Here is an 18,564-nt window from a genome sequence, read left to right on the forward strand (position 1 = left end):
CCGCCAGCCATTCTCCTGCCTATGGATACTGCTATGAATATCAGCTTCAACCCGCTGGTGCGCGTGCGCACCGTCACCGCCTTTGTCAACCTGAGCGCCGATGAGGCACAGTGGCAGGCCGGCCTGACCCAGGCCAAGCAGCAATGCGATGCCGTGGCCGATGCCATCGAGGCCCGGGGCTATCAGGTGCAGTCCATCCGCATTGTGAGCAACCCGTTCGGCGAATACCTAGACGTCCACGGCATAGACAGCGCCCTCGCCGGCCTGCAGCGCATTGCCGAAACGCTCAAGGCCATCAACACTGGCAAACGCCGCATCCGCTTTGCCGTGGGCGAAGCGCGCAATGCGCAGGAAGTGGCGCTGCTGCCGCAGCTGATTGCCGCCTATGGCGACCTGTGCAATGCCTGCGTGAACATCGATCTGGATGAACATGGCTTTCTGCAGACCGACTTGCTGGCCCACAGCGTGCAGGCGATTCAGCAAATCGCGCGCACCACGCCGCGCGGCGAAGGCAATTTCAACTTCACAGTCAATTTCAACTGCGCGCCCGGCATTCCCTATTTCCCGGCCAGCTACCACCGCGGCAAGCACCACGGCGCCCTGGTGCTGGGCCTGGAAACGCCAGACCTCATGGTGGCTGAACTGCAGGAGCTGCAGCAGCAGCGCCAGCAGCTCGATCACGCGGCGTGGTTCAAGCTCGCATTCGATCGCCTGAGCCAGACCCTGAACGAGCATGCCACTGCCATCCAGCGCTGCGCCGACGGCGTGACGCTGGCCGAGGGCTGGCATATCGCTGGCATGGACACCTCGGCCGCGCCATCCAAGTCCTGCGCCTCCATGGTCGATGTCTACCAACTGCTGGGCGTGCCCTATTTCGGCGCCAGCGGCACGGTGGAAGCCTCGGCCCTGCTGACCCGCGTCTTCAAATCGGTCAACGGCGTGACACAGATCGGCTTCAGCGGCCTGATGCTGGCCGTGACCGAGGACCAAGGCCTGGCCCAGGCCAGTCTGAATGATGAATTCGATATCCGCGCCCTGCTGACCTACAGCAGCGTCTGCGGCATCGGCCTCGATACCGTGCCCGTGCCGGGCGACAGCAGCGCCGAGCAGATCGCTGCCGTCATGCGCGATACGGGCACCATGGCTTTTCGCCTCAACAAGCCGCTGACGGTGCGCCTGTTCCCCGTGCCGGGGCTCAAAGCGGGCGACACAACGGCCTTCGAGAGCGCCGATCTGTGCAACTGCGCCGTACTGGCCCTGCCTTGAGTATCTGATCCCGACCGGCTGCTGCGCTTGGCCGTCAAGCGCCGGCAGCTATTGCTTTTGATATTCCCCTACCCCGGTTCTGTTTGACCTGCCCCCATGGTGGCCGCCGGGGTGCCCCCGGTAAAATTGGCCCTTATGGCAAAAATTATCGTTCTGGCACTGGTGCTGCTCTTCTTTGGCTGCGGGCTGTACATGCATCTGCGCGGCAAGGTGCGCCACAAGGTGGTCAAGCAATTGTTTGACCACTCCACGTTCACAGCGCCGTTCAACGTCTTCATGCTGATGTTCAGCAAGGTGCCGCGCACGCCCTATCTGCCCACCAGCACCTTCCCCGAGCTGGCGCCGCTGCAGGCCAACTGGCGCGAGATCCGCGAGGAAGCCGTCAATCTGCAAAAGAACATGCAGATCAAGGCCGCCGCCAACAACGACGACGCAGGCTTCAACTCCTTCTTCAAGACCGGCTGGAAGCGCTTCTACCTCAAGTGGTACGGCGACGCCCACCCTTCGGCCATGGAGCTGTGCCCCAAGACCACGGCCCTGGTGAAATCGATTCCCAGCGTCAAGGCCGCCATGTTTGCCGAGCTGCCGCCCGGCGCCAAGCTCAATCTGCACCGCGACCCCTATGCGGGCTCGCTGCGCTATCACCTGGCCGTGCTGGCGCCCAACGACGACCGCTGCATGATCGAGGTCGACGGCCAGCCCTATAGCTGGCGCGAAGGCGAAGGCGTGATCTTCGACGAGACCTTTATGCACTGGGCCGAGAACCGCTCGGAAGGCAACCGCATCGTGCTGTTCTGCGATGTGGAGCGCCCCATGACCAATGGCTTTGCCCAGTGGCTCAATCACTGGCTGGGCAAGAACGTGGTGGCCGCCGCCAGCTCGCCCAACAACGAGGGCGATCCGCGCGGCATGATCAGCAAGCTGTTCAAGATCTCGTTCTATGCGGGCAAGTACCGCCGTGCCTTCCGCGACTGGAATCCGACCTTCTACAAGATCCTCAAGTTCGGCCTGATGATCGGCGTGCTGGTCTGGTTTATCTGGTGGTTGGTTTCTTGATAACCCCCTGAGGCACTACGCGCCTTCCCCTTGCCGGGCGCCCCCAAGGGGGACGGCAGCATCGCCGCAAGGGCGGCTCTTGCTCGCTGCCCCTTGCTTGAGGAATGCCTTATCAAGGCTCCCGCCCTAAATACAGAACAAGAAAGCCGCTGTGTGATGCATCAGCGGCTTTCTTGTTTCTGCGGTGCCCTACAGCGCCTTGCGCAGCGTGGTCGTGGGTATCTTGAGCTGCTCGCGGTATTTGGCGACGGTGCGGCGCGCACACTCAATGCCCTGCTCCTTGAGCATATCGGCCAGCTTGGCGTCCGACAGCGGCTTTCTGGCATCTTCGGCATCGACAAACTGTTTGATCAGCGCACGCACGGCCGTGCTGGAGGCACTGCCCCCGGTTTCCGTGCCCAGGCCCGAGCCGAAGAAATACTTGAGCTCGAAAGTGCCCTGGGGCGTGGCCATGTACTTGGCCGTGGTCACGCGGCTGATGGTGGACTCGTGCAGGCCCAGCGTGTCGGCGATATCGCGCAGCACCAGCGGGCGCATGGCCAGCTCGCCATGCACAAAGAAGTTCTTCTGCCGCTCCACGATGGCTTCGGAAACACGCAAGATGGTGTCGAAGCGCTGCTGGATGTTCTTGATGAACCAGCGCGCCTCCTGCAACTGCTGCTGCAGCGCCGCATGGCCGTCGCTGTTCTTGTGGCGGCGCAGCACGCTGGCATAGATGTCGTGCACGCGCAGACGCGGCATGACCTCGGGGTTGAGCTGCACGGAGAAGTCCACCCGGCCCGAGCCGGCCCGCAGCGGGCGCACGATGACATCGGGCACCACGATATGGCGCTCCACATCGACAAAGCGCCGACCCGGACGCGGCTCCAGCCTGGCGATCAGGGCCATGGCTTCGCGCAGCTGTTCCTCGCGCGCGCCGCACAGGCTGGTGAGCTTGCGCAGATCGCGCCGCGCCAGCAAGTCCATGGGCTGCGCGCAGATGGCCTGCGCCAGCAGCAGCCGGTTCATATGCGCCTCGGTCGTGCCCTCGTCCTCGGCCGTGCGGATCAGATCGCGCAGCTGCAGTTGCAGGCACTCGGCCAGATCGCGCGCGCCCACTCCCACGGGCTCCAGGCTTTGCAGCAGCTTCAGCGCAATGGCAAAGTGCTGCTCCAGCTCCTCGCGCTCTTCCAGGTCGTCGCCGGCCAGGCTCTGCGCCAGCTCCTGCAGGGAATCCTCGAGATAGCCGTCGTCGCTGAGCGACTCGATGAGAAAGCGCAGCGCCGCCATGTCCGCCGCGCCCAGATGCAGGCTCAGCGCCTGACGGTGCAGAAAGTCGGTCAGGCTCTGGTGCTCGCGCGCCAGATCGATGGCATCGGTTTCGTCGTCGCCATCGCGGTTGCGCGTGGAGCTGCTGGCCGAGGGCGTATCCCACTCGCTGCTGGATTCGCCGCCCCATTCCCCGTCCTGGCCGTCCATGCCCTCGGCCTCCCAGTTCAGCGTTTCAGGGGTTTCGGGGCTTGATGTCTCCGCTACCGTTTCAGTAGCTTGTTGCGCTTGCGATGCATCCCTTTCAACATGAATACCATCTGAAGTACTGTATTCACTGGCGCTAGTAGCTACATCTACAGGAGCATCTCCCGCAGTTTCTGCCTCATCGCCCGCACGTTCCAGAAAAGGGTTGTCGACCAGCATCTGCTCGACTTCCTGCGCCAGCTCCAGGGTGGAGAGCTGCAGCAGCTGAATGGATTGCTGCAGCTGCGGCGTAAGCGATAAATGCTGCGAAACGCGTAGCGAGAGACCTGGCTTCATCGAGGCGCGGCCCCCAGACAATCATTGCAAACGCGCGCAGTGCTATGGGTTTGCCGCCGGGCTGCCCCAAGGCAAACCTCGGCGCTGCCGGTCAGGGTCCCTTCCGGGGGCAGCGACCACACAAAGTGAGGGAGCGTGGGGGTCATCACATTCTGAAATGTTCGCCCAGATAGACGCGGCGCACATCGGCGTTCTCCACGATCTCCTCGGGCGTGCCTTCGGCCAGCACATGGCCGTCGCTGATGATGAAGGCGTGGTCGCAGATGCCCAGCGTCTCGCGCACGTTGTGGTCGGTGATCAGCACGCCGATGCCGCGCTCCTTGAGGAAGCCGATGATGCGCTGGATCTCGATCACCGCAATCGGGTCGATGCCTGCAAACGGCTCGTCAAGCAGAATGAAGCGCGGTTGCGTGGCCAGGGCGCGGGCAATTTCCACGCGACGGCGCTCACCGCCGGACAGCGCCAGCGCCGGCGACTGGCGCAGATGCTCTACGCGCAGCTCCTGCAGCAAGCCCGTGAGGCGCTTTTCGATCTCGCCCTGCGTCAGCGTCTTGCCCTGCTCGTCCTTTTGCAGCTCCAGCACGGCGCGCACATTGTCTTCCACGCTGAGCTTGCGAAAGATGGAGGCTTCCTGGGGCAGATAGGACAGGCCCAGGCGCGAACGCTGGTGAATCGGCATGCCGCCCACTGGCTGGCCGTCGATGAAGATCTCGCCGCCGTCGCTGCGCACCAGGCCCACGATCATGTAGAACGATGTGGTCTTGCCCGCACCGTTGGGGCCGAGCAAACCGACCACCTCGCCTTTTTGCACGGACAGGGACACATCCTTGACCACCTTGCGGCTGCCGTAGGACTTGGCCAGATGCTTGGCCTCCAGGCGGCTGTCGGACTCGCCGCTGCGGCTGCTGGAGAAAGTCGGCTCGCTCATTTCTTCTCGTCGGCTTTCTCACCGCCCAGCGTCATGCTCTGGCGCAGCTGCGTGGCAGGTGTTGCAGGCTTAGGCTGGGCTCCCGGCGTTCCATCCTTGGGCGCCATGATGGCGCGCACACGGCCACCCTGTCCCACGGAGGAGCTCGGCAGGCCGCCACTGGTCTTCTGGCCATCGACGGTATAGACGTCGGTAATGTTGTTGTAGACGATGATGGAGCCCGTGACCTGATCGCTGAGCTGACCGCCACGGTAGCGGCGCATCTCGCCACGACGGATGAACTTGACGATATCGGCCTTGCCGTCGTACTCGATGACTTCGCCTTCGCCCTCGATGAACTCCTCGGGCTGACCGGCCACGGTATCGCGCTTCTGGCGGAAGAAGGCACGCTTGCCGGCCTCGGCCTTGATCACACCGTACTGATAGCCCTCGGCGTCCTGCCGCACATCGAGCTGAGCACCGCGCAGCACGATGGAGCCCTTGGTCATCACCACATTGCCAGTAAAGACACTGGTCTGCTGCAGCTCGTCATGACGCAACGCATCCGCCTCGATATTCATGGGCTTGGCGCTGTCGGCTTTTTCGGCATGGGCAATGCCGGTCGCTGCTGCCAGGGCGCAGGCCAGCGCAAGAGGTAGGAGTGTTTTTTTCATGGAAGGCACGTTTCTTGCATCCATTGTAGTCATTCCCTTTTTGCAACTTGCGTAAAAAACACCCACAAAAAAGCCCGCACGACGGCGGGCTTGTTGGGCGTCAAACGTCACTGACGTCTGCCGGCTGATCTCAGGCCTTGCGGCTGGAGGCGACCAGCGCATTGACCACGCGCAGCACATTGTCCATATTGCCGGCCTTGGTGCCGTCCGTGTAGTAGCGGCCGGCCACACCCATGGCGGGCACGCCTTCCACGTCATATTCGTTTTGCAGCTGAGCGGCCTTGCGCGCCTGGTTGGCCACGGTGAAGGAGTTGTAGACTTCCTTGAACTTGGCCAGATCCACGCCCTGCTTGCCGACCCAGTCAAAGATGGCGTCGTCGGTCTTGAGCAGATTGCGATCCACGTGGATGGTGCGGAACACCTTGGCGTGCAGCTGGGGCAGCAGGTTCATGCCCTCCAGAGCGTAGTAGAGCTTTTGCTGGGGCACGAAAGAGGCATTGAAGGCCACGGGCACGCGGCGCACCACCACATCGGCAGGCTGGGTCTTGGCCCAGGCTTCGAACTGGGGCTCGAAGGCATTGCAATGCGGGCAGCTGTACCAGAAGAACTCGACCACCTCGACCTTACCGGCCGGCGCGCTCACGCTGGCGGGCTTGCCGAGCTTGATGTAGTCCTTGCCTTCCTTGGGCGCAGCGCCCTGGGCCCAGCTGGAGGAGGCACCCAGACTCAGGGCACCGGCAGCAGCTGCCGAGGCAGCCAGAGAGAATTCGCGACGTTTCATCTAAACAAACTCCTGTATCAGGTCTGCAGTATCAGAGCCAACAGGCCCAAAAAAGTTCAGCTTTGTCAAAACTACCAATGGCACAAGCCAGAGGCCTCAAGCAAGGGCTGCCTCGCACCTAAGGTGCCCTCGTTCCGAGGGGAAGGCGCTCCGCGTCTCAGGGCCTTGTTATCTGGCCGCGCGCACCAGAGTCGAGTCCACGCCCGCACCGTCGAGCTTGCCCTTGAGCTGCTCGGCGTCGTCACGCTTGCTGAACGGCCCCACGCGCACGCGGAAAACGGTGATGCCGTTCTGCTCACGCTCGCTGATGCGCGACTCCCAGCCCAGCATGGCCAGCTTGGCACGCTGCGCTTCCGCTTCGCTCTGGCCGCGGAAAGCACCGGCCTGCACAAAGTAGTTGAACGCAGAGTCCGAAGAGGATGCCGTCTGCGCGGCCGCCTTTTCCTTGTCTGCACGCGCCTTGTCTGCCTTGTCGGCTGCGGCGGAGCGTTCCTTGACCAGATCACCCAGCGGATCACCCGATGCAGGCTTGGCAGGCTTCTCCGGCGCAGAGGGTGGCGGCGGCGTGGTGACTCCGCCGGTTGCGGTAGGTTGTACCGCAGGCGTGGGCGGCGACACCGTCACGTCGCTCGGGGGAACTGGTGGTGTCACCGGGGGCGGTGCCGGCTGGCGGCTCTGCAGCGGTGCGTTGGGGTCCCAGTTCTTGTTGCGCTCGGCCTCGGCCGCATCGCGCTGAGTGTTGTTTCCACCCTTGTTGAGGAAGGGCACCGGCACCTTGGTCACATAGATGGCCACGGCCAGGGCCGCAGCCAGACCGATGACCATGCCAAAGATAAGCCCCAGGATGGTTCCACCGCGTTGCTGGTTCTTCATATCAGTCGCTTAACGCTTTCTGCTTCAGTTATTCCATTCTCAGATCCATCGACCCCTGACAGGCAAGGCCGGCAAGGTGATCGATGGACAGGAAACTGGGATTACATGCGCTCGGGTGCGCTCACACCCAGCACCGCCAGACCATTGTGCAACACCTGGGCCGTGGCAGCGACCAGGGCCAGACGTGCGAGCTTGACCTTTTCGTCGTCCACCAGAATGCGCTCTGCGTCGTAGTAGCTGTGATAGCTGGAGGCCAGATCGCGCAGGTAGAAGGTCACGTCGTGCGGTGCGTTGCCTTCGGCCGCAGCGGTCAGCATCTCGGGGTACTTGGCCAGCAGCAGCATCAGCGCCTGGGCCTGCGGGCCTTCCAGAGCGGACAGGTCCACATCCTTGAGTGCCGCCAGGCCTGCACCACCGGCCTCCTGCCAGGCACGCAGCACGGACTGGATGCGCGCATGGGCGTACTGCACGTAGTACACGGGGTTGTCGTTGTTCTGGGCCACGGCCAGATCCACGTCGAAGGTGTACTCGGTGTCGGGCTTGCGCGAGAGCAGGAAGAAGCGCACGGCGTCCTTGCTGGTCCACTCGATCAGATCGCGCAGCGTGACGTAGGAGCCGGCGCGCTTGCTGATCTTGACCTCTTCGCCGTTGCGCACCACGCGCACCATGGTGTGCAGCACGTAGTCGGGGTAGCCCTCGGGGATGCCTACATCGGCAGCCTGCAGGCCGGCACGCACGCGGGCAATGGTGCCGTGGTGGTCCGTACCCTGAATGTTCACCACCTTGGTGAAGCCGCGCTTGAACTTCTGGATGTGATAGGCCACATCGGGCACAAAGTAGGTGTAGCCGCCGTCAGTCTTGCGCATCACGCGGTCTTTGTCGTCGCCGTAGTCGGTGGACCTGAGCCACAGCGCGCCGTCCTGCTCATAAGTCTTGCCGTTGGCGATCAGGCGGTTGACCGTCGCTTCGACATGACCGTTTTCATAGAGACTGGACTCGAGGTAGTACTCGTCGAACTTGAGGTTGAAGGCCTGCAGGTCCTTGTCCTGCTCGTTGCGCAGATAGGCCACGGCGAACTGGCGGATGTTGTCGTAATCCTCGACATCGCCGTTGGCGGTGAACTCGCGGTCATCGGCCTTGATGGTTTCCTTGGCCAGGAAAGCCTTGGCGATGTCGGCAATGTAGTCGCCGTTGTAGAAATTCTTGGCCAGCGGGTTTTCGCTGTCGGTGGGCCAGCATTCGTCACCAGGCTTGAAGCCTTTGGCGCGCAGCTGGGTGCTCTTGGTCAGGGTGTCGATCTGCACGCCCGCGTCGTTGTAATAGAACTCGCGGTGAACCTTCCAGCCCTGGGTGGAATAGAGGTTGCTGATGGCGTCGCCAATCGCAGCCTGGCGGCCATGGCCCACATGCAGAGGGCCGGTGGGGTTGGCGGAGACGAACTCGACGAGGATGTTTTCACCGCGATCGGCCTGGTAGCCGAACTTCTGGGCTTGCGCCAGCACTTCGCGCACCACCTCCTGCTTGGCAGCAGGCTTGAGGCGGATATTGAGAAAGCCCGGACCCGCGATCTCGATCGCATCCACCCACTGCTGGAAGGCGGCTGTAGCCTCCAGCGCGGTCTTGAGCTGCTCGCCCAGGGCGCGCGGGTTGGCCTTCAGAGGCTTGGCCAGCTGCATGGCCGCCGTGCAGGCGAAATCGCCATGGGCTGCCACTTTGGGGTTTTCAAACGCAGCGCGTGCGCCGGCGCCGGGCGAGAGTGTTTCGAGCTCAGCAGCCAGGGCTGCGAGCAATTCCTGTTTGACGGAGAGCATCGCGGGATTTTACGTGCCGGATTCAAGTCCTGCCGAATCGCTGGCGCCACACCCTTGTTCCAGGGCCGGTTCACAGGCTGCAGGGCGGTATCCGCATGTTTCGCCGGCCACACCCAGTCATTGCGCAAATGGAAGTCATTCTCGCTTGAACCCCGAATGCAGACCATGCCCACGTTCAGCGGCGAGCTCAGCTGCGGCTGGAACCTGTTTGCCGGCTACACCTTCAACTGCAACACCTGCGAGCGCGACATCAACCACCAGGATCTGGCATCAATACCTACACGCCCAAGCACATATTGCGCCTCTGGACCACCTACCGCAGACATGAAAAAGGCCGCTTTGCAGCGGCCTTTGCCTTTCGAATTGCCTAGCGCAGCCTACATGCCGCGCGCCCAGAAGATGGCAACCACGGCGATCACCGGCACCACATGGCCCTGCCACATCACCCATTTGCGCGTCTGCCTGACCTCCTCGGGCGCCGGCAGCTGACCGCTCGCATCCAACGCCTTCTTCCAGCGGCGGAAGGTCAGCGTGGGCTTGAGCGAGAGCAAAAAGGCGATGACGAACAGCGTCATCTTGAGGTGGAACAGCGGCGAGGCCATATAGGCCCCCATGCCCTTGACGCCCCAGACCAGGCGCGCAATACCGGTCAACAGCAGGATGACGGCGGCAATGCCGTAGATCATGTCCAGCCTGGCCAGGCGCTGCACCACGGCGGCATTCATCCATTCCACACGGCACAGGGCGGCCTGGCTGGTCAGAAACACCACCAGGGTCAGAATCGCCAGCAGATGGGCGCTGGCAAGAACAGCTTCAAAGGTCATGGCTTCACAGTAGAAAAAAGGACGGGTTCAGCGGCCCCGATCAGGCCACGGCGACCGGTCCATTGTCTACCGTTTCAGGCCCGCTCAGAGATCCACGCCGAGACGAAAGAAGTCCGGCTGGTTGTAGTGATGCTTGAGGTAGTCGATCCACATGCGCACGCGCAGCGGCATGTGCTTGCGCTGGGGGAAGACCACGAAGATGCCGTTGGGAGGCGCGGCAAACTCTTCCAGCACGGGCACGAGGCGGCCGGCGGCGATCTCGGCCTCCACCTCCCAGGTGCTGCGCCAGGCAATGCCCCAGCCCCCCAGGCACCAGTCGTGCAGCACCTGACCATCGGAGCAGTCCAGCGGGCCGCCCGGCTTGAAGTGCACGACCTCGCTGGTGCCGCTTTCGGGATGCGGGATGCGGAAGGCCCAGCCCCGCGTCTGCGAGGCGTCGGACGACAGCGTCAGGCAGTCATGCTGGGTCAGCTCGCTAGGATGCTTGGGCGTGCCACGGCGCTCCAGATAGCCGGGCGTGGCCACGCACAGGCGGCGGTTGTCGGCAATGCGCACGCTGACCAGGGCCGAGTCCGGCAGATCCCCCACGCGCACCGCGCAATCGAAGCCCTCGCCCGCCAGATCGACCACGCGGTCGCTGAGGTTCAGCGAGATGGTGACATCGGGATGCAGGTCGCGAAAACGCGGCACCAGCGGCGCCACATGGCGGCGCCCGAAACCGGCAGGCGCCGTGATGCGCAGATGGCCCGTGGCCTTGACACCGCCGGCCGACACGCTGGCCTCGGCATTGCACACATCGGAGAGCAGGCGCTGGCAATCCTCTAGGAAGGCGCTGCCTTCATGGGTCAGCGAGATGCGACGCGTGGTGCGCACCATGAGCTTGACGCCCAGATGCTCTTCCAAAGCGTCCAGACGGCGCCCCATGATGGCGGGCGCCACACCTTCGGCCTTGGCGGCAGCCGTCAAGCTGCCCCTGGTCGCTACCGATACAAAAGACTCAAATGCCTTGAGTTTGTCCATGACCGCTGCTCCTGTCTGGTCCGTGTTGTCTCCTGCTGCGGTAGCGTGCACTATTAATACAAGAGCACATACCGCACAAGCAGTCTTGATTTCTCAAATGTTTTTATCGAAAGTTCTTTAAACAAGAGCGCTGACTGCTATCACTATAAAAGTCATCAATCAGCGCTGCATGCCTGTCCCGCATGCGACTTCATTGCGATATATCTTACTTAGAAGTCACAAGTTGACAGTGAATCTTTGATGTTTATATATGTTTATATCAAAATTTACCGTTTTCCCTGAGGCAGGAATATCGCTTATTCGCCGGCGCCATGAGCTCTTGGGCAGAGCCAGACGTTAAACCTATGATTTGCAAAACACATTTACAAATCCGCTGCCGCCCGCCGTCATGAGCTTTTCACCCGTTTCTGCCGCCCATCTGGCCGATCTGCTGGGCCGCTCCGGCCAGGGCTGTGCGCTCTGGAATGCCGAAGGGCTGCTGCTCATGGCCACTCCCGCCTGGTGCCAATGGCTGGATATACCCGAGGACGCAAGCCCCATCGGCCAGCCGCTGCAGGGTCTGCTGCCAGCCCAGATCTGGCAAGTCCACGGCCCGCGCTTTACCGCCGCCGCCCAGGGCTTGCACCAGGAATATGACGACATACGGCCCGGTGATTCCGGTTCGCAGCAGCACCGCCGCATACAGCTCACGCCCGGCTCAGCCGATGCCCAGGGCCGGCACGAGGTGCTGATGCAGCTCAGCGACATAGGACGCGAATATGCGTGTGGCGAAGTCATTGCACGCCAGCGCGAGCAGCTGCAGGCCTTGCACGAGCAACTGCGCAGCAGCCGCCAGGACGCGGGCGAGCTCGACAGGCTGCGTACCCTGCTGGACTGGCGCACGGCCATGCTGAGCGAACACAACGAGATGCTTCAGCTGCTCTCCCATGAAATCCGCCAGCCGCTGAACAATGCCTCGGCTGCCATGCAGGCCACGCTCAAGGCCATCGAAGATCTGCATCTGGCCGATGCCGCGCCCGCCGCCAGGGCCTTGCTGCGCGCCGAGCATGTGCTGCAGCAGGTGATAGGCACACTGGACAACACCCTGACCGCCGGCACGATTTTGGCCGCGGGCGGCAAGGCCGGAGCCTCCAGCGAGACCGATCTGCCGACCTTGATCAAGCTGGTGCTGCACGATATTGCGGCCGACCTGCGCCCGCGCATCGATGTGCAATGGCTGACCACGGCACGCACCGTACAGCTGCATCCGGCGCTGATGCGGCTGACGCTTCGCAATCTGCTCAACAACGCCCTGGCCTATGCGCCCGCAGATACCCGGGTGCAGCTGCGCATCTCCGAGTCCGACGAGCCGCTGGCGCTGATTCTGGAAGTCGTGGACCAGGGTCCCGGCATTTCCGAGGAGCTGCTCCCGCGTCTGTTCGAAAAAGGCTCGCGCGGCAACCACAGCCGCCCCGGGGCCGGCCTGGGCCTGTTCATCGTGCATTCGGTCTTGCAGTTGCACCAAGGTACAGTACAAGCTCTGCCGCACAGCCCGCATGGCACGATCATGCGCCTGGTCATTCCCCAAGGTCTTGCCGAATGAGGTCCGCCGCCCATGCTGCCTGCCACTCTTGCCCTGGTCGACGACGACACCGAGTACTGCGAATTTCTGGCCCAGCATCTGCGCGGCCAGGGCGTGGAGGTCACGGCATACAGCGACAGCAGCGACCTGCTGACCGACGACGCACCCTATCGCTTTGATTTCTATGTACTGGACCTGATGCTGCCCGGGGTGGCTGGCACCGAGCTGCTGCGCATCATCCGCAAGCGCAGCCAGGCCGGCGTGCTGATTGTCTCGGGGCGCCTGGGGCCCGAAGTATTTGCCGAGGTCATCAACGCCGGTGCAGATATGTATCTGACCAAACCCGTGACCTTCGAGCAGGTGGAACTGGCCGTGCGCGCAGTGCACCGGCGCATCATGACCACGGCCCGGACGGCCACGGCCTGGAAGCTGGACAGTCGCCGCAGTCTGCTGACCGCCCCCGATGGCCAGAGCGTAGAGCTGGGCGCCACCGACCTGATGCTGATGGAGTGCTTTTTGCAGGCCCAGGGCGAAACCGTCAGCCGCGACCATATCCGCAGCCTGCTGGCCCATACCAGCGCAGCCGAGTCCGACAACAACCTGCACGCCACCATCTACCGCCTGCGCCGCCGCATCGAAAAGGCGACGCCCGTGGCCGTGCCGCTGCAGTCCCAGCAGAAAGTGGGCTACCAGTTCCGCGCCCCCTTGATCGCGGCCTGATCAATCCGGCGCGAAAAACAAGAACGGGCCTCCAGGCCCGCTGCGTGTCTTCAGACCGGCTGAATCACATGACGAACTTGGACTCCACATCCGAAACCTTGCGCCTGGCCAGGGCCAGGTTGGCACGGCCGTTGTCCAGCACGTAGTAGATGAAGATGCCGTTGATCTTCTCGGCAGGGCGCAGGATGTGATATTGCTTACCCAGGGTGATCAGAATGTCTTCGATGCTGTCGTTCAGACCCAGGGACTTCATGGTCTTCATCTTGGCGCGCACCACTTCGGTATTGCCGGCGGCAGCCAGCTCCAGGTCCACGCCGGAACCTATGCTGCCCAGCAGCATGCCGCTGTTGTAATCCACCACTGCCGCGCACATGGCGCCATCCAGGGTCATCAGATCTTGCAGGCTTTCGTTCAGATTCGCCATCAGGAGCTCCTTGGTAAAGATTGGCTGGCCGATATCGGAAGATGCTCAATTTGTTTCAAGATTAACAAATCATTTCTGAGCGCGGATATCGACTTATGACAGACAAAGCCTTGTCATTTGATGGCATGCACTTACTTCAAAGCAAAGATAAGACGCGTAAAAACACCGTCCAATCTGCCGCCAGCTCAGGCCTGGCAAGCAATTGAAGCTATTGCTTCGGGAGAGAGCTCGCGCAGCCTCCTCCAGTCTCTGCCATCTATTGCTGAGCCCGTCACTGCCACAGCCGCCGCGCATACCGGTCAGAACTGACGAACTCTGGCGCCCTGGGTACGTAAAACGCATAAATCCCAGGGACTCCATATAAAAACATCATGAGTTCCAAACTATTTAGGCTATTTATGTACTCAAAGAATTCAAATACAGTCTCTACACATGCTGCCCGTGATGGGCAACGACTCCCGAATCCCGAGACATCACAACCAGAGGTTTCCAATGACTGATCGCACCCAAGTCCACGGCCTGCAAGTCGCCACCGAGCTGTACAACTTTGTGAACACGCAAGTGCTGCCTGGCACGGGCGTGGACCAGGACACCTACTGGAAGGGCTTCGACGCCATCGTGGCCGATCTGGCGCCCAAGAACGCAGCCCTGCTGGCCGAGCGCGATCGCCTGCAGACGCAGCTCGATACCTGGCACAAGGCCAACCCCGGCCCCATCGCCGACATGGCGGCCTACCGCCAGTTTCTGACCAGCATCGGCTATCTGGTGGAGTCTCCCAAGGACGCCAAGGCCACGACCGAAAACGTCGACGCCGAACTGGCCATTCAGGCCGGCCCCCAGCTGGTGGTGCCCATTCTGAACGCCCGCTACGCGCTGAACGCCGCCAACGCCCGCTGGGGCTCGCTGTACGACGCGCTGTATGGTACGGACGCCATCAGCGAAGAAGGCGGCGCCGAGAAGGGCAAGGGCTACAACCCTGTGCGCGGCGCCAAGGTCATCGCATTCGCACGCAACTTCCTCGATCAGGCCGTGCCCCTGGCTTCCGGCTCGCACAAGGATTCCACCGGCTACGCCGTCGAAGGCGGCAAGCTGCTCGTGTCCCTGAAGGACGGCAGCAAGACCGGCCTGAAGGACGAAGCCAAGTTCATCGGCTACCAGGGCGATGCCGCAGCTCCCAAATCGGTGCTGCTCAAGAACAACGGCATCCACATCGACATCATCGTCAACAAGTCCACCCCCATCGGCAGCACTGACGCCGCCGGCGTGGCCGACGTGGTGGTCGAAGCCGCCCTGTCCACCATTCTGGATCTGGAAGACTCCGTGGCCGCCGTGGATGCCGAAGACAAGGTCAACGGCTACGCCAACTGGCTGGGCATTCTGAAAGGCACGCTGACCGAATCCTTTGAAAAAGGCGGCAAGATCGTGACCCGCGGCCTGAACCCCGACCGCGAATACACCGGTGCCGACGGCAAGAGCGTGAAGCTGCACGGCCGCTCGCTGATGTTCGTGCGCAACGTGGGTCACCTGATGACCAACCCCGCCATTCTGTGGGGCGCCGAAGGCAAGGAAATCCCCGAAGGCATCATGGACGCGCTGGTGACTACCGCCATTGCCATCCACGATATCAAGGGCAACGGTGCCAACGGCATCAAGAACAGCCGCACCGGCTCCGTCTACATCGTCAAGCCCAAGATGCACGGCCCCGCCGAAGCCGCTTTTGCCAACGAGCTGTTCGGCCGCGTGGAGCAGGTTCTGGGCCTGCCCGAGAACACCGTCAAGCTCGGCATCATGGACGAAGAGCGCCGCACCTCGACCAATCTGAAGGCTGCCATTGCAGCCGCACCGGCACGCGTTGCCTTCATCAACACCGGCTTCCTGGACCGCACCGGCGATGAAATGCACACCGCCATGTATGCCGGCCCCATGGTCCGCAAGGCCGACATGAAGACCTGCGCCTGGCTGCCCGCCTATGAAAAGAACAATGTGCTGGTCGGCCTGAACATGGGCCTGCGCGGCCGCGCCCAGATCGGCAAGGGCATGTGGGCCATGCCCGACCTGATGAAGGCCATGCTGGAGCAGAAGATTGCCCAGCCCAAGGCCGGTGCCAACACCGCCTGGGTGCCCTCGCCCACCGGTGCCACCCTGCACGCCCTGCACTATCACCAGATCAATGTGGCCGACGTTCAAAAGGGTCTGGAAAGCCCCAACGCCGACGCCGAGTGCGATGAGCTGCTCAACGCCATCCTGCAAGTGCCCGTGTCCACCAACCCCAACTGGAGCGATGCGGAAAAGCAGCAGGAAGTGGACAACAACGTGCAAGGCATCCTGGGCTATGTGGTGCGCTGGATCGACCAGGGCGTGGGCTGCTCCAAGGTGCCTGACATCCACAACGTGGGCCTGATGGAAGACCGCGCCACGCTGCGCATCTCCAGCCAGCACATCGCCAACTGGCTGCAGCACGGCATCGTCACCGAAGCCATGGTGCGCGACAGCTATGCCCGCATGGCCAAGATCGTGGACGAGCAGAACGCCGGCGACGCCGCCTACAAGAGCCTGGTGGCCAACCCTGATGGCGCAGCCTACCAGGCCGCTCTGGACCTGGTGTTCAAGGGCAAGGAACAGCCTTCCGGCTACACCGAACCCCTGCTGCACGCCTGGCGCCTGAAGGTCAAGGCCGGCGCTTGATTGTTGCTGGGCAAGGCCGCTCCTGAATAAGGAGTAGCTTTCACTTGATGTCAATGGATCTTGAAGGTATTTTTACCTGAATTCATTGATTCAAAAGCGCAGGCAGCTATCGAAAATGCACTCCATGTCAGTACATCGAGTGCATTTTTCTTGACCTCGCCACTCGCAGTGCGTTATCGCTTCTACACTGCGGCCATGCCCACCGATCCCCTCATAGACGCCAGCCGCTGCCCTCTGTGCGGCCAGCCCAACCAGTGCGCCATCAGCGCCGGCCTGCCGCCGCAAAGCTGCTGGTGCATGCAGACCCCGGTTTCCCGGGATGCGCTGCAGAGGCTGCCCGCAGACGCACGCGGCAAGGCCTGCATCTGCCCCGCCTGTGCGCGGCCGGTAGCCGACCATTCCACCCTTGCCTGATCCTGCGCTCACCGCCTTGCAGCTCGGGCATTCCACCATAGTCAGGAGACCTTGATGCCCACCTATCGCATTGAACTGTTTGAAGGCCGCAGCGTTGAACAAAAGCGCAAGCTGGCCGAAGAAATCACCCGCGTGACCACCGAGGTGCTGGGCAGCGCACCTGAATCCGTGGACATCATCATCACCGACGTGCCGCGCCACAACTGGGCCACCGGCGGCAAGCTCTGGTCGGAGCAAAGCTGACCGGCCTGAATGCGCGGTCGGAACCGTCCCGGGACGGCTCTTGGCCAGCCCGGCCTTATGATGGGCCTCTTTTCCCAACCTCAAGCCAGCAAGGAAACCTGCACATGCCCACCTACCATGTCGAAATGATGGAAGGCCGTACCGTCGAACAAAAGCGCAAGCTGGTCGAAGAAATCACCCGCGTCAGCGTTGAAGTGCTGGGCGGCTCGCCCGAATCGGTGGACATCATCATCACCGACATCAAGCGCCACGACTGGGCCACCGGCGGCAAGCTCTGGCTGGACCGCGAATAGGCCATCGCCGCCCTCTTGCGCAAAGCAGCTTAGGCTGCTTTTTTCATGCCGGCTGGGCAGCGGTTGACGATCTCTGCCATACAGCACCATCATTGACGAGATCATCCATAGATTCTTGGGCTATAAAGCTTTTTTGCTTGAAAGATATGACGAAGCCATGTGCCAGCTGCTTGGAATGAACTGCAACACGCCTACCGATGTGCGCTTTAGCTTCTCAGGCTTCACGCAGCGCGCAGGCAACACCGGCGACCACACCGACGGCTGGGGCATCGCCTTCTTCGAAGACAAGGGCCTGCGCCACTTCGTCGATCACGAACGCGCCGTCGACTCCCAGATCGCCAAGCTCATCCGCGAATACCCGATCAAGAGCACCAACGTCATCGCCCATATCCGCAAGGCCACCCAGGGCGTGGTCAGCCTGCAGAACTGCCACCCCTTCGTGCGCGAGCTCTGGGGACGCAACTGGGTCTTCGCGCACAACGGCGATCTCAAGAACTTCGCCCCCAAGCTGCACGCCCACTTCCAGCCCATTGGCAACACGGACAGCGAGCAGGCCTTCTGCTGGATCATGCAGGAGCTGTGGAAGTCCCATGCGGGCGTGCCCAGCATCGAAGAGCTGACCCACACCCTGCGCGAGCTGGCCGCCAAGATCGCACCGCACGGCACGTTCAACTTCCTGCTCTCCAACGGCGAAGCGCTCTGGGCCCATGCCACGACCCACCTCTGCTATGTCGAGCGCCGCCATCCCTTCACCCAGGCGCAGCTGTCCGACGAAGACCTCAGCGTGGATTTCTCCCGCGAAACCACCCCCCAGGACAAGGTGGCCATCATCGTCACCGCCCCTCTGACACAGAACGAGCAGTGGACTCCCTTCCAGAACGGCGAGCTGCGCGTGTTTGTGCATGGCCAGGCGGCGCCTTATTGAAGTGCGCCAGGCCGGCATTGAGAAATAAAAAGAGAGCGCCAGGCGCTCTCTTTTTATGGGTTTCCGGTATTTTTGCAGCAGTAATGCAGCGACAGCCTGCGGTAGCCGCTCCTCGTTTTGAAGCGCCCAATAAAAAACCCCGTAATCTTTCGACTACGGGGTTTTCACTGTAAGAGCCTGACGATGACCTACTTTCACACGGGAACCCGCACTATCATCGGCGCAAAGTCGTTTCACTGTCCTGTTCGGGATGGGAAGGAGTGGTACCAACTTGCTATGGTCATCAGGCATAAACT

The 18,564-nt window shown here is 62.2% G+C and carries 18 protein-coding genes and 1 rRNA gene; 9 read left to right on the forward strand and 10 right to left on the reverse strand.

Annotation, left to right across the window (positions count from 1 at the left end):
• The first annotated feature begins 33 nt into the window (after positions 1-33).
• Both FSY45_RS06485 and FSY45_RS06490 read left to right on the forward strand, forming a co-directional pair.
• A complete protein-coding gene (locus FSY45_RS06485; protein WP_046461577.1) occupies positions 34-1,266 on the forward strand; it encodes a DUF711 family protein in 1,233 nt (410 codons plus the stop codon).
• Positions 1,267-1,401: 135 nt separating this feature from the next.
• A complete protein-coding gene (locus tag FSY45_RS06490; RefSeq protein WP_080746150.1) occupies positions 1,402-2,322 on the forward strand; it encodes an aspartyl/asparaginyl beta-hydroxylase domain-containing protein in 921 nt (306 codons plus the stop codon).
• Positions 2,323-2,511: 189 nt separating this feature from the next.
• On the opposite strand, the gene FSY45_RS06495 is transcribed toward FSY45_RS06490, so the two are convergent.
• The 8 genes from FSY45_RS06495 to FSY45_RS06530 all read right to left on the reverse strand — a co-directional run bounded on the left by FSY45_RS06495 (position 2,512) and on the right by FSY45_RS06530 (position 11,003).
• The gene (locus FSY45_RS06495) at positions 2,512-4,113 is read right to left on the reverse strand and encodes an RNA polymerase factor sigma-54 (protein ID WP_148747972.1); all 1,602 of its coding nucleotides are present in this window, start codon (positions 4,111-4,113) and stop codon (positions 2,512-2,514) included.
• A gap of 145 nt (positions 4,114-4,258) precedes the next feature.
• Complete coding sequence (lptB, locus tag FSY45_RS06500) at positions 4,259-5,041, reverse strand: LPS export ABC transporter ATP-binding protein (RefSeq protein ID WP_003068196.1); 783 nt, start codon at positions 5,039-5,041, stop codon at positions 4,259-4,261.
• Positions 5,038-5,694, reverse strand: coding sequence for a lipopolysaccharide transport periplasmic protein LptA (gene lptA, locus FSY45_RS06505; protein WP_046461690.1), 657 nt, complete (start codon positions 5,692-5,694; stop codon positions 5,038-5,040). The genes lptB and lptA overlap by 4 nt, the downstream gene beginning before the upstream one ends.
• A gap of 130 nt (positions 5,695-5,824) precedes the next feature.
• Positions 5,825-6,475 (reverse strand): thiol:disulfide interchange protein DsbA/DsbL, encoded by a 651-nt coding sequence (locus FSY45_RS06510; RefSeq protein ID WP_012840180.1) that lies wholly within the window; start codon positions 6,473-6,475, stop codon positions 5,825-5,827.
• Positions 6,476-6,643: 168 nt separating this feature from the next.
• Positions 6,644-7,348, reverse strand: coding sequence for an SPOR domain-containing protein (locus tag FSY45_RS06515; RefSeq protein ID WP_046461575.1), 705 nt, complete (start codon positions 7,346-7,348; stop codon positions 6,644-6,646).
• A 101-nt stretch (positions 7,349-7,449) separates the two neighbouring features.
• A complete protein-coding gene (gene argS / locus FSY45_RS06520) occupies positions 7,450-9,159 on the reverse strand; it encodes an arginine--tRNA ligase (RefSeq protein ID WP_003068188.1) in 1,710 nt (569 codons plus the stop codon).
• Between the two features lie 377 nt (positions 9,160-9,536).
• Positions 9,537-9,983, reverse strand: coding sequence for a DUF2214 family protein (locus FSY45_RS06525; RefSeq protein WP_003068186.1), 447 nt, complete (start codon positions 9,981-9,983; stop codon positions 9,537-9,539).
• An 84-nt stretch (positions 9,984-10,067) separates the two neighbouring features.
• A complete protein-coding gene (locus tag FSY45_RS06530; RefSeq protein WP_003060536.1) occupies positions 10,068-11,003 on the reverse strand; it encodes a LysR family transcriptional regulator in 936 nt (311 codons plus the stop codon).
• Positions 11,004-11,391: 388 nt separating this feature from the next.
• On the opposite strand from FSY45_RS06530, the gene FSY45_RS06535 reads away from it, so the two are divergent.
• Positions 11,392-12,585: a sensor histidine kinase KdpD gene (locus FSY45_RS06535; RefSeq protein ID WP_046461574.1), complete on the forward strand. Its 1,194-nt coding sequence runs from the start codon at positions 11,392-11,394 to the stop codon at positions 12,583-12,585.
• Positions 12,586-12,597: 12 nt separating this feature from the next.
• Complete coding sequence (locus tag FSY45_RS06540; RefSeq protein ID WP_003068182.1) at positions 12,598-13,284, forward strand: response regulator transcription factor; 687 nt, start codon at positions 12,598-12,600, stop codon at positions 13,282-13,284.
• Positions 13,285-13,348: 64 nt separating this feature from the next.
• Here the strand turns inward: FSY45_RS06540 and FSY45_RS06545 are convergent, their stop codons facing one another.
• A complete protein-coding gene (locus tag FSY45_RS06545) occupies positions 13,349-13,708 on the reverse strand; it encodes a hypothetical protein (RefSeq protein ID WP_003068180.1) in 360 nt (119 codons plus the stop codon).
• A 492-nt stretch (positions 13,709-14,200) separates the two neighbouring features.
• On the opposite strand from FSY45_RS06545, the gene FSY45_RS06550 reads away from it, so the two are divergent.
• From FSY45_RS06550 to FSY45_RS06570, 5 genes are all read left to right on the forward strand, one after another.
• Positions 14,201-16,393 carry a malate synthase G gene (locus FSY45_RS06550; protein WP_046461573.1) on the forward strand — a complete coding sequence of 731 codons (2,193 nt, stop codon included), beginning with the start codon at positions 14,201-14,203 and terminating at the stop codon, positions 16,391-16,393.
• A gap of 195 nt (positions 16,394-16,588) precedes the next feature.
• Positions 16,589-16,807, forward strand: coding sequence for a cysteine-rich CWC family protein (locus tag FSY45_RS06555; RefSeq protein ID WP_046461689.1), 219 nt, complete (start codon positions 16,589-16,591; stop codon positions 16,805-16,807).
• A 54-nt stretch (positions 16,808-16,861) separates the two neighbouring features.
• Positions 16,862-17,050 (forward strand): 4-oxalocrotonate tautomerase, encoded by a 189-nt coding sequence (locus tag FSY45_RS06560; RefSeq protein ID WP_003060526.1) that lies wholly within the window; start codon positions 16,862-16,864, stop codon positions 17,048-17,050.
• A 104-nt stretch (positions 17,051-17,154) separates the two neighbouring features.
• The gene (locus FSY45_RS06565; RefSeq protein ID WP_003060524.1) at positions 17,155-17,343 is read left to right on the forward strand and encodes a 4-oxalocrotonate tautomerase; all 189 of its coding nucleotides are present in this window, start codon (positions 17,155-17,157) and stop codon (positions 17,341-17,343) included.
• Positions 17,344-17,500: 157 nt separating this feature from the next.
• Positions 17,501-18,268, forward strand: a complete 768-nt coding sequence (locus FSY45_RS06570) for a class II glutamine amidotransferase (protein WP_041744369.1) — start codon at positions 17,501-17,503, stop codon at positions 18,266-18,268.
• A gap of 175 nt (positions 18,269-18,443) precedes the next feature.
• Here FSY45_RS06570 and rrf read toward each other — a convergent pair.
• Positions 18,444-18,556, reverse strand: a 5S ribosomal RNA gene (rrf, locus tag FSY45_RS06575).
• Positions 18,557-18,564: the final 8 nt, after the last annotated feature.

This window comes from Comamonas sp. Z1, assembly GCF_008121555.1.
Taxonomy (GTDB): Bacteria; Pseudomonadota; Gammaproteobacteria; order Burkholderiales; family Burkholderiaceae_C; genus Comamonas; species Comamonas thiooxydans.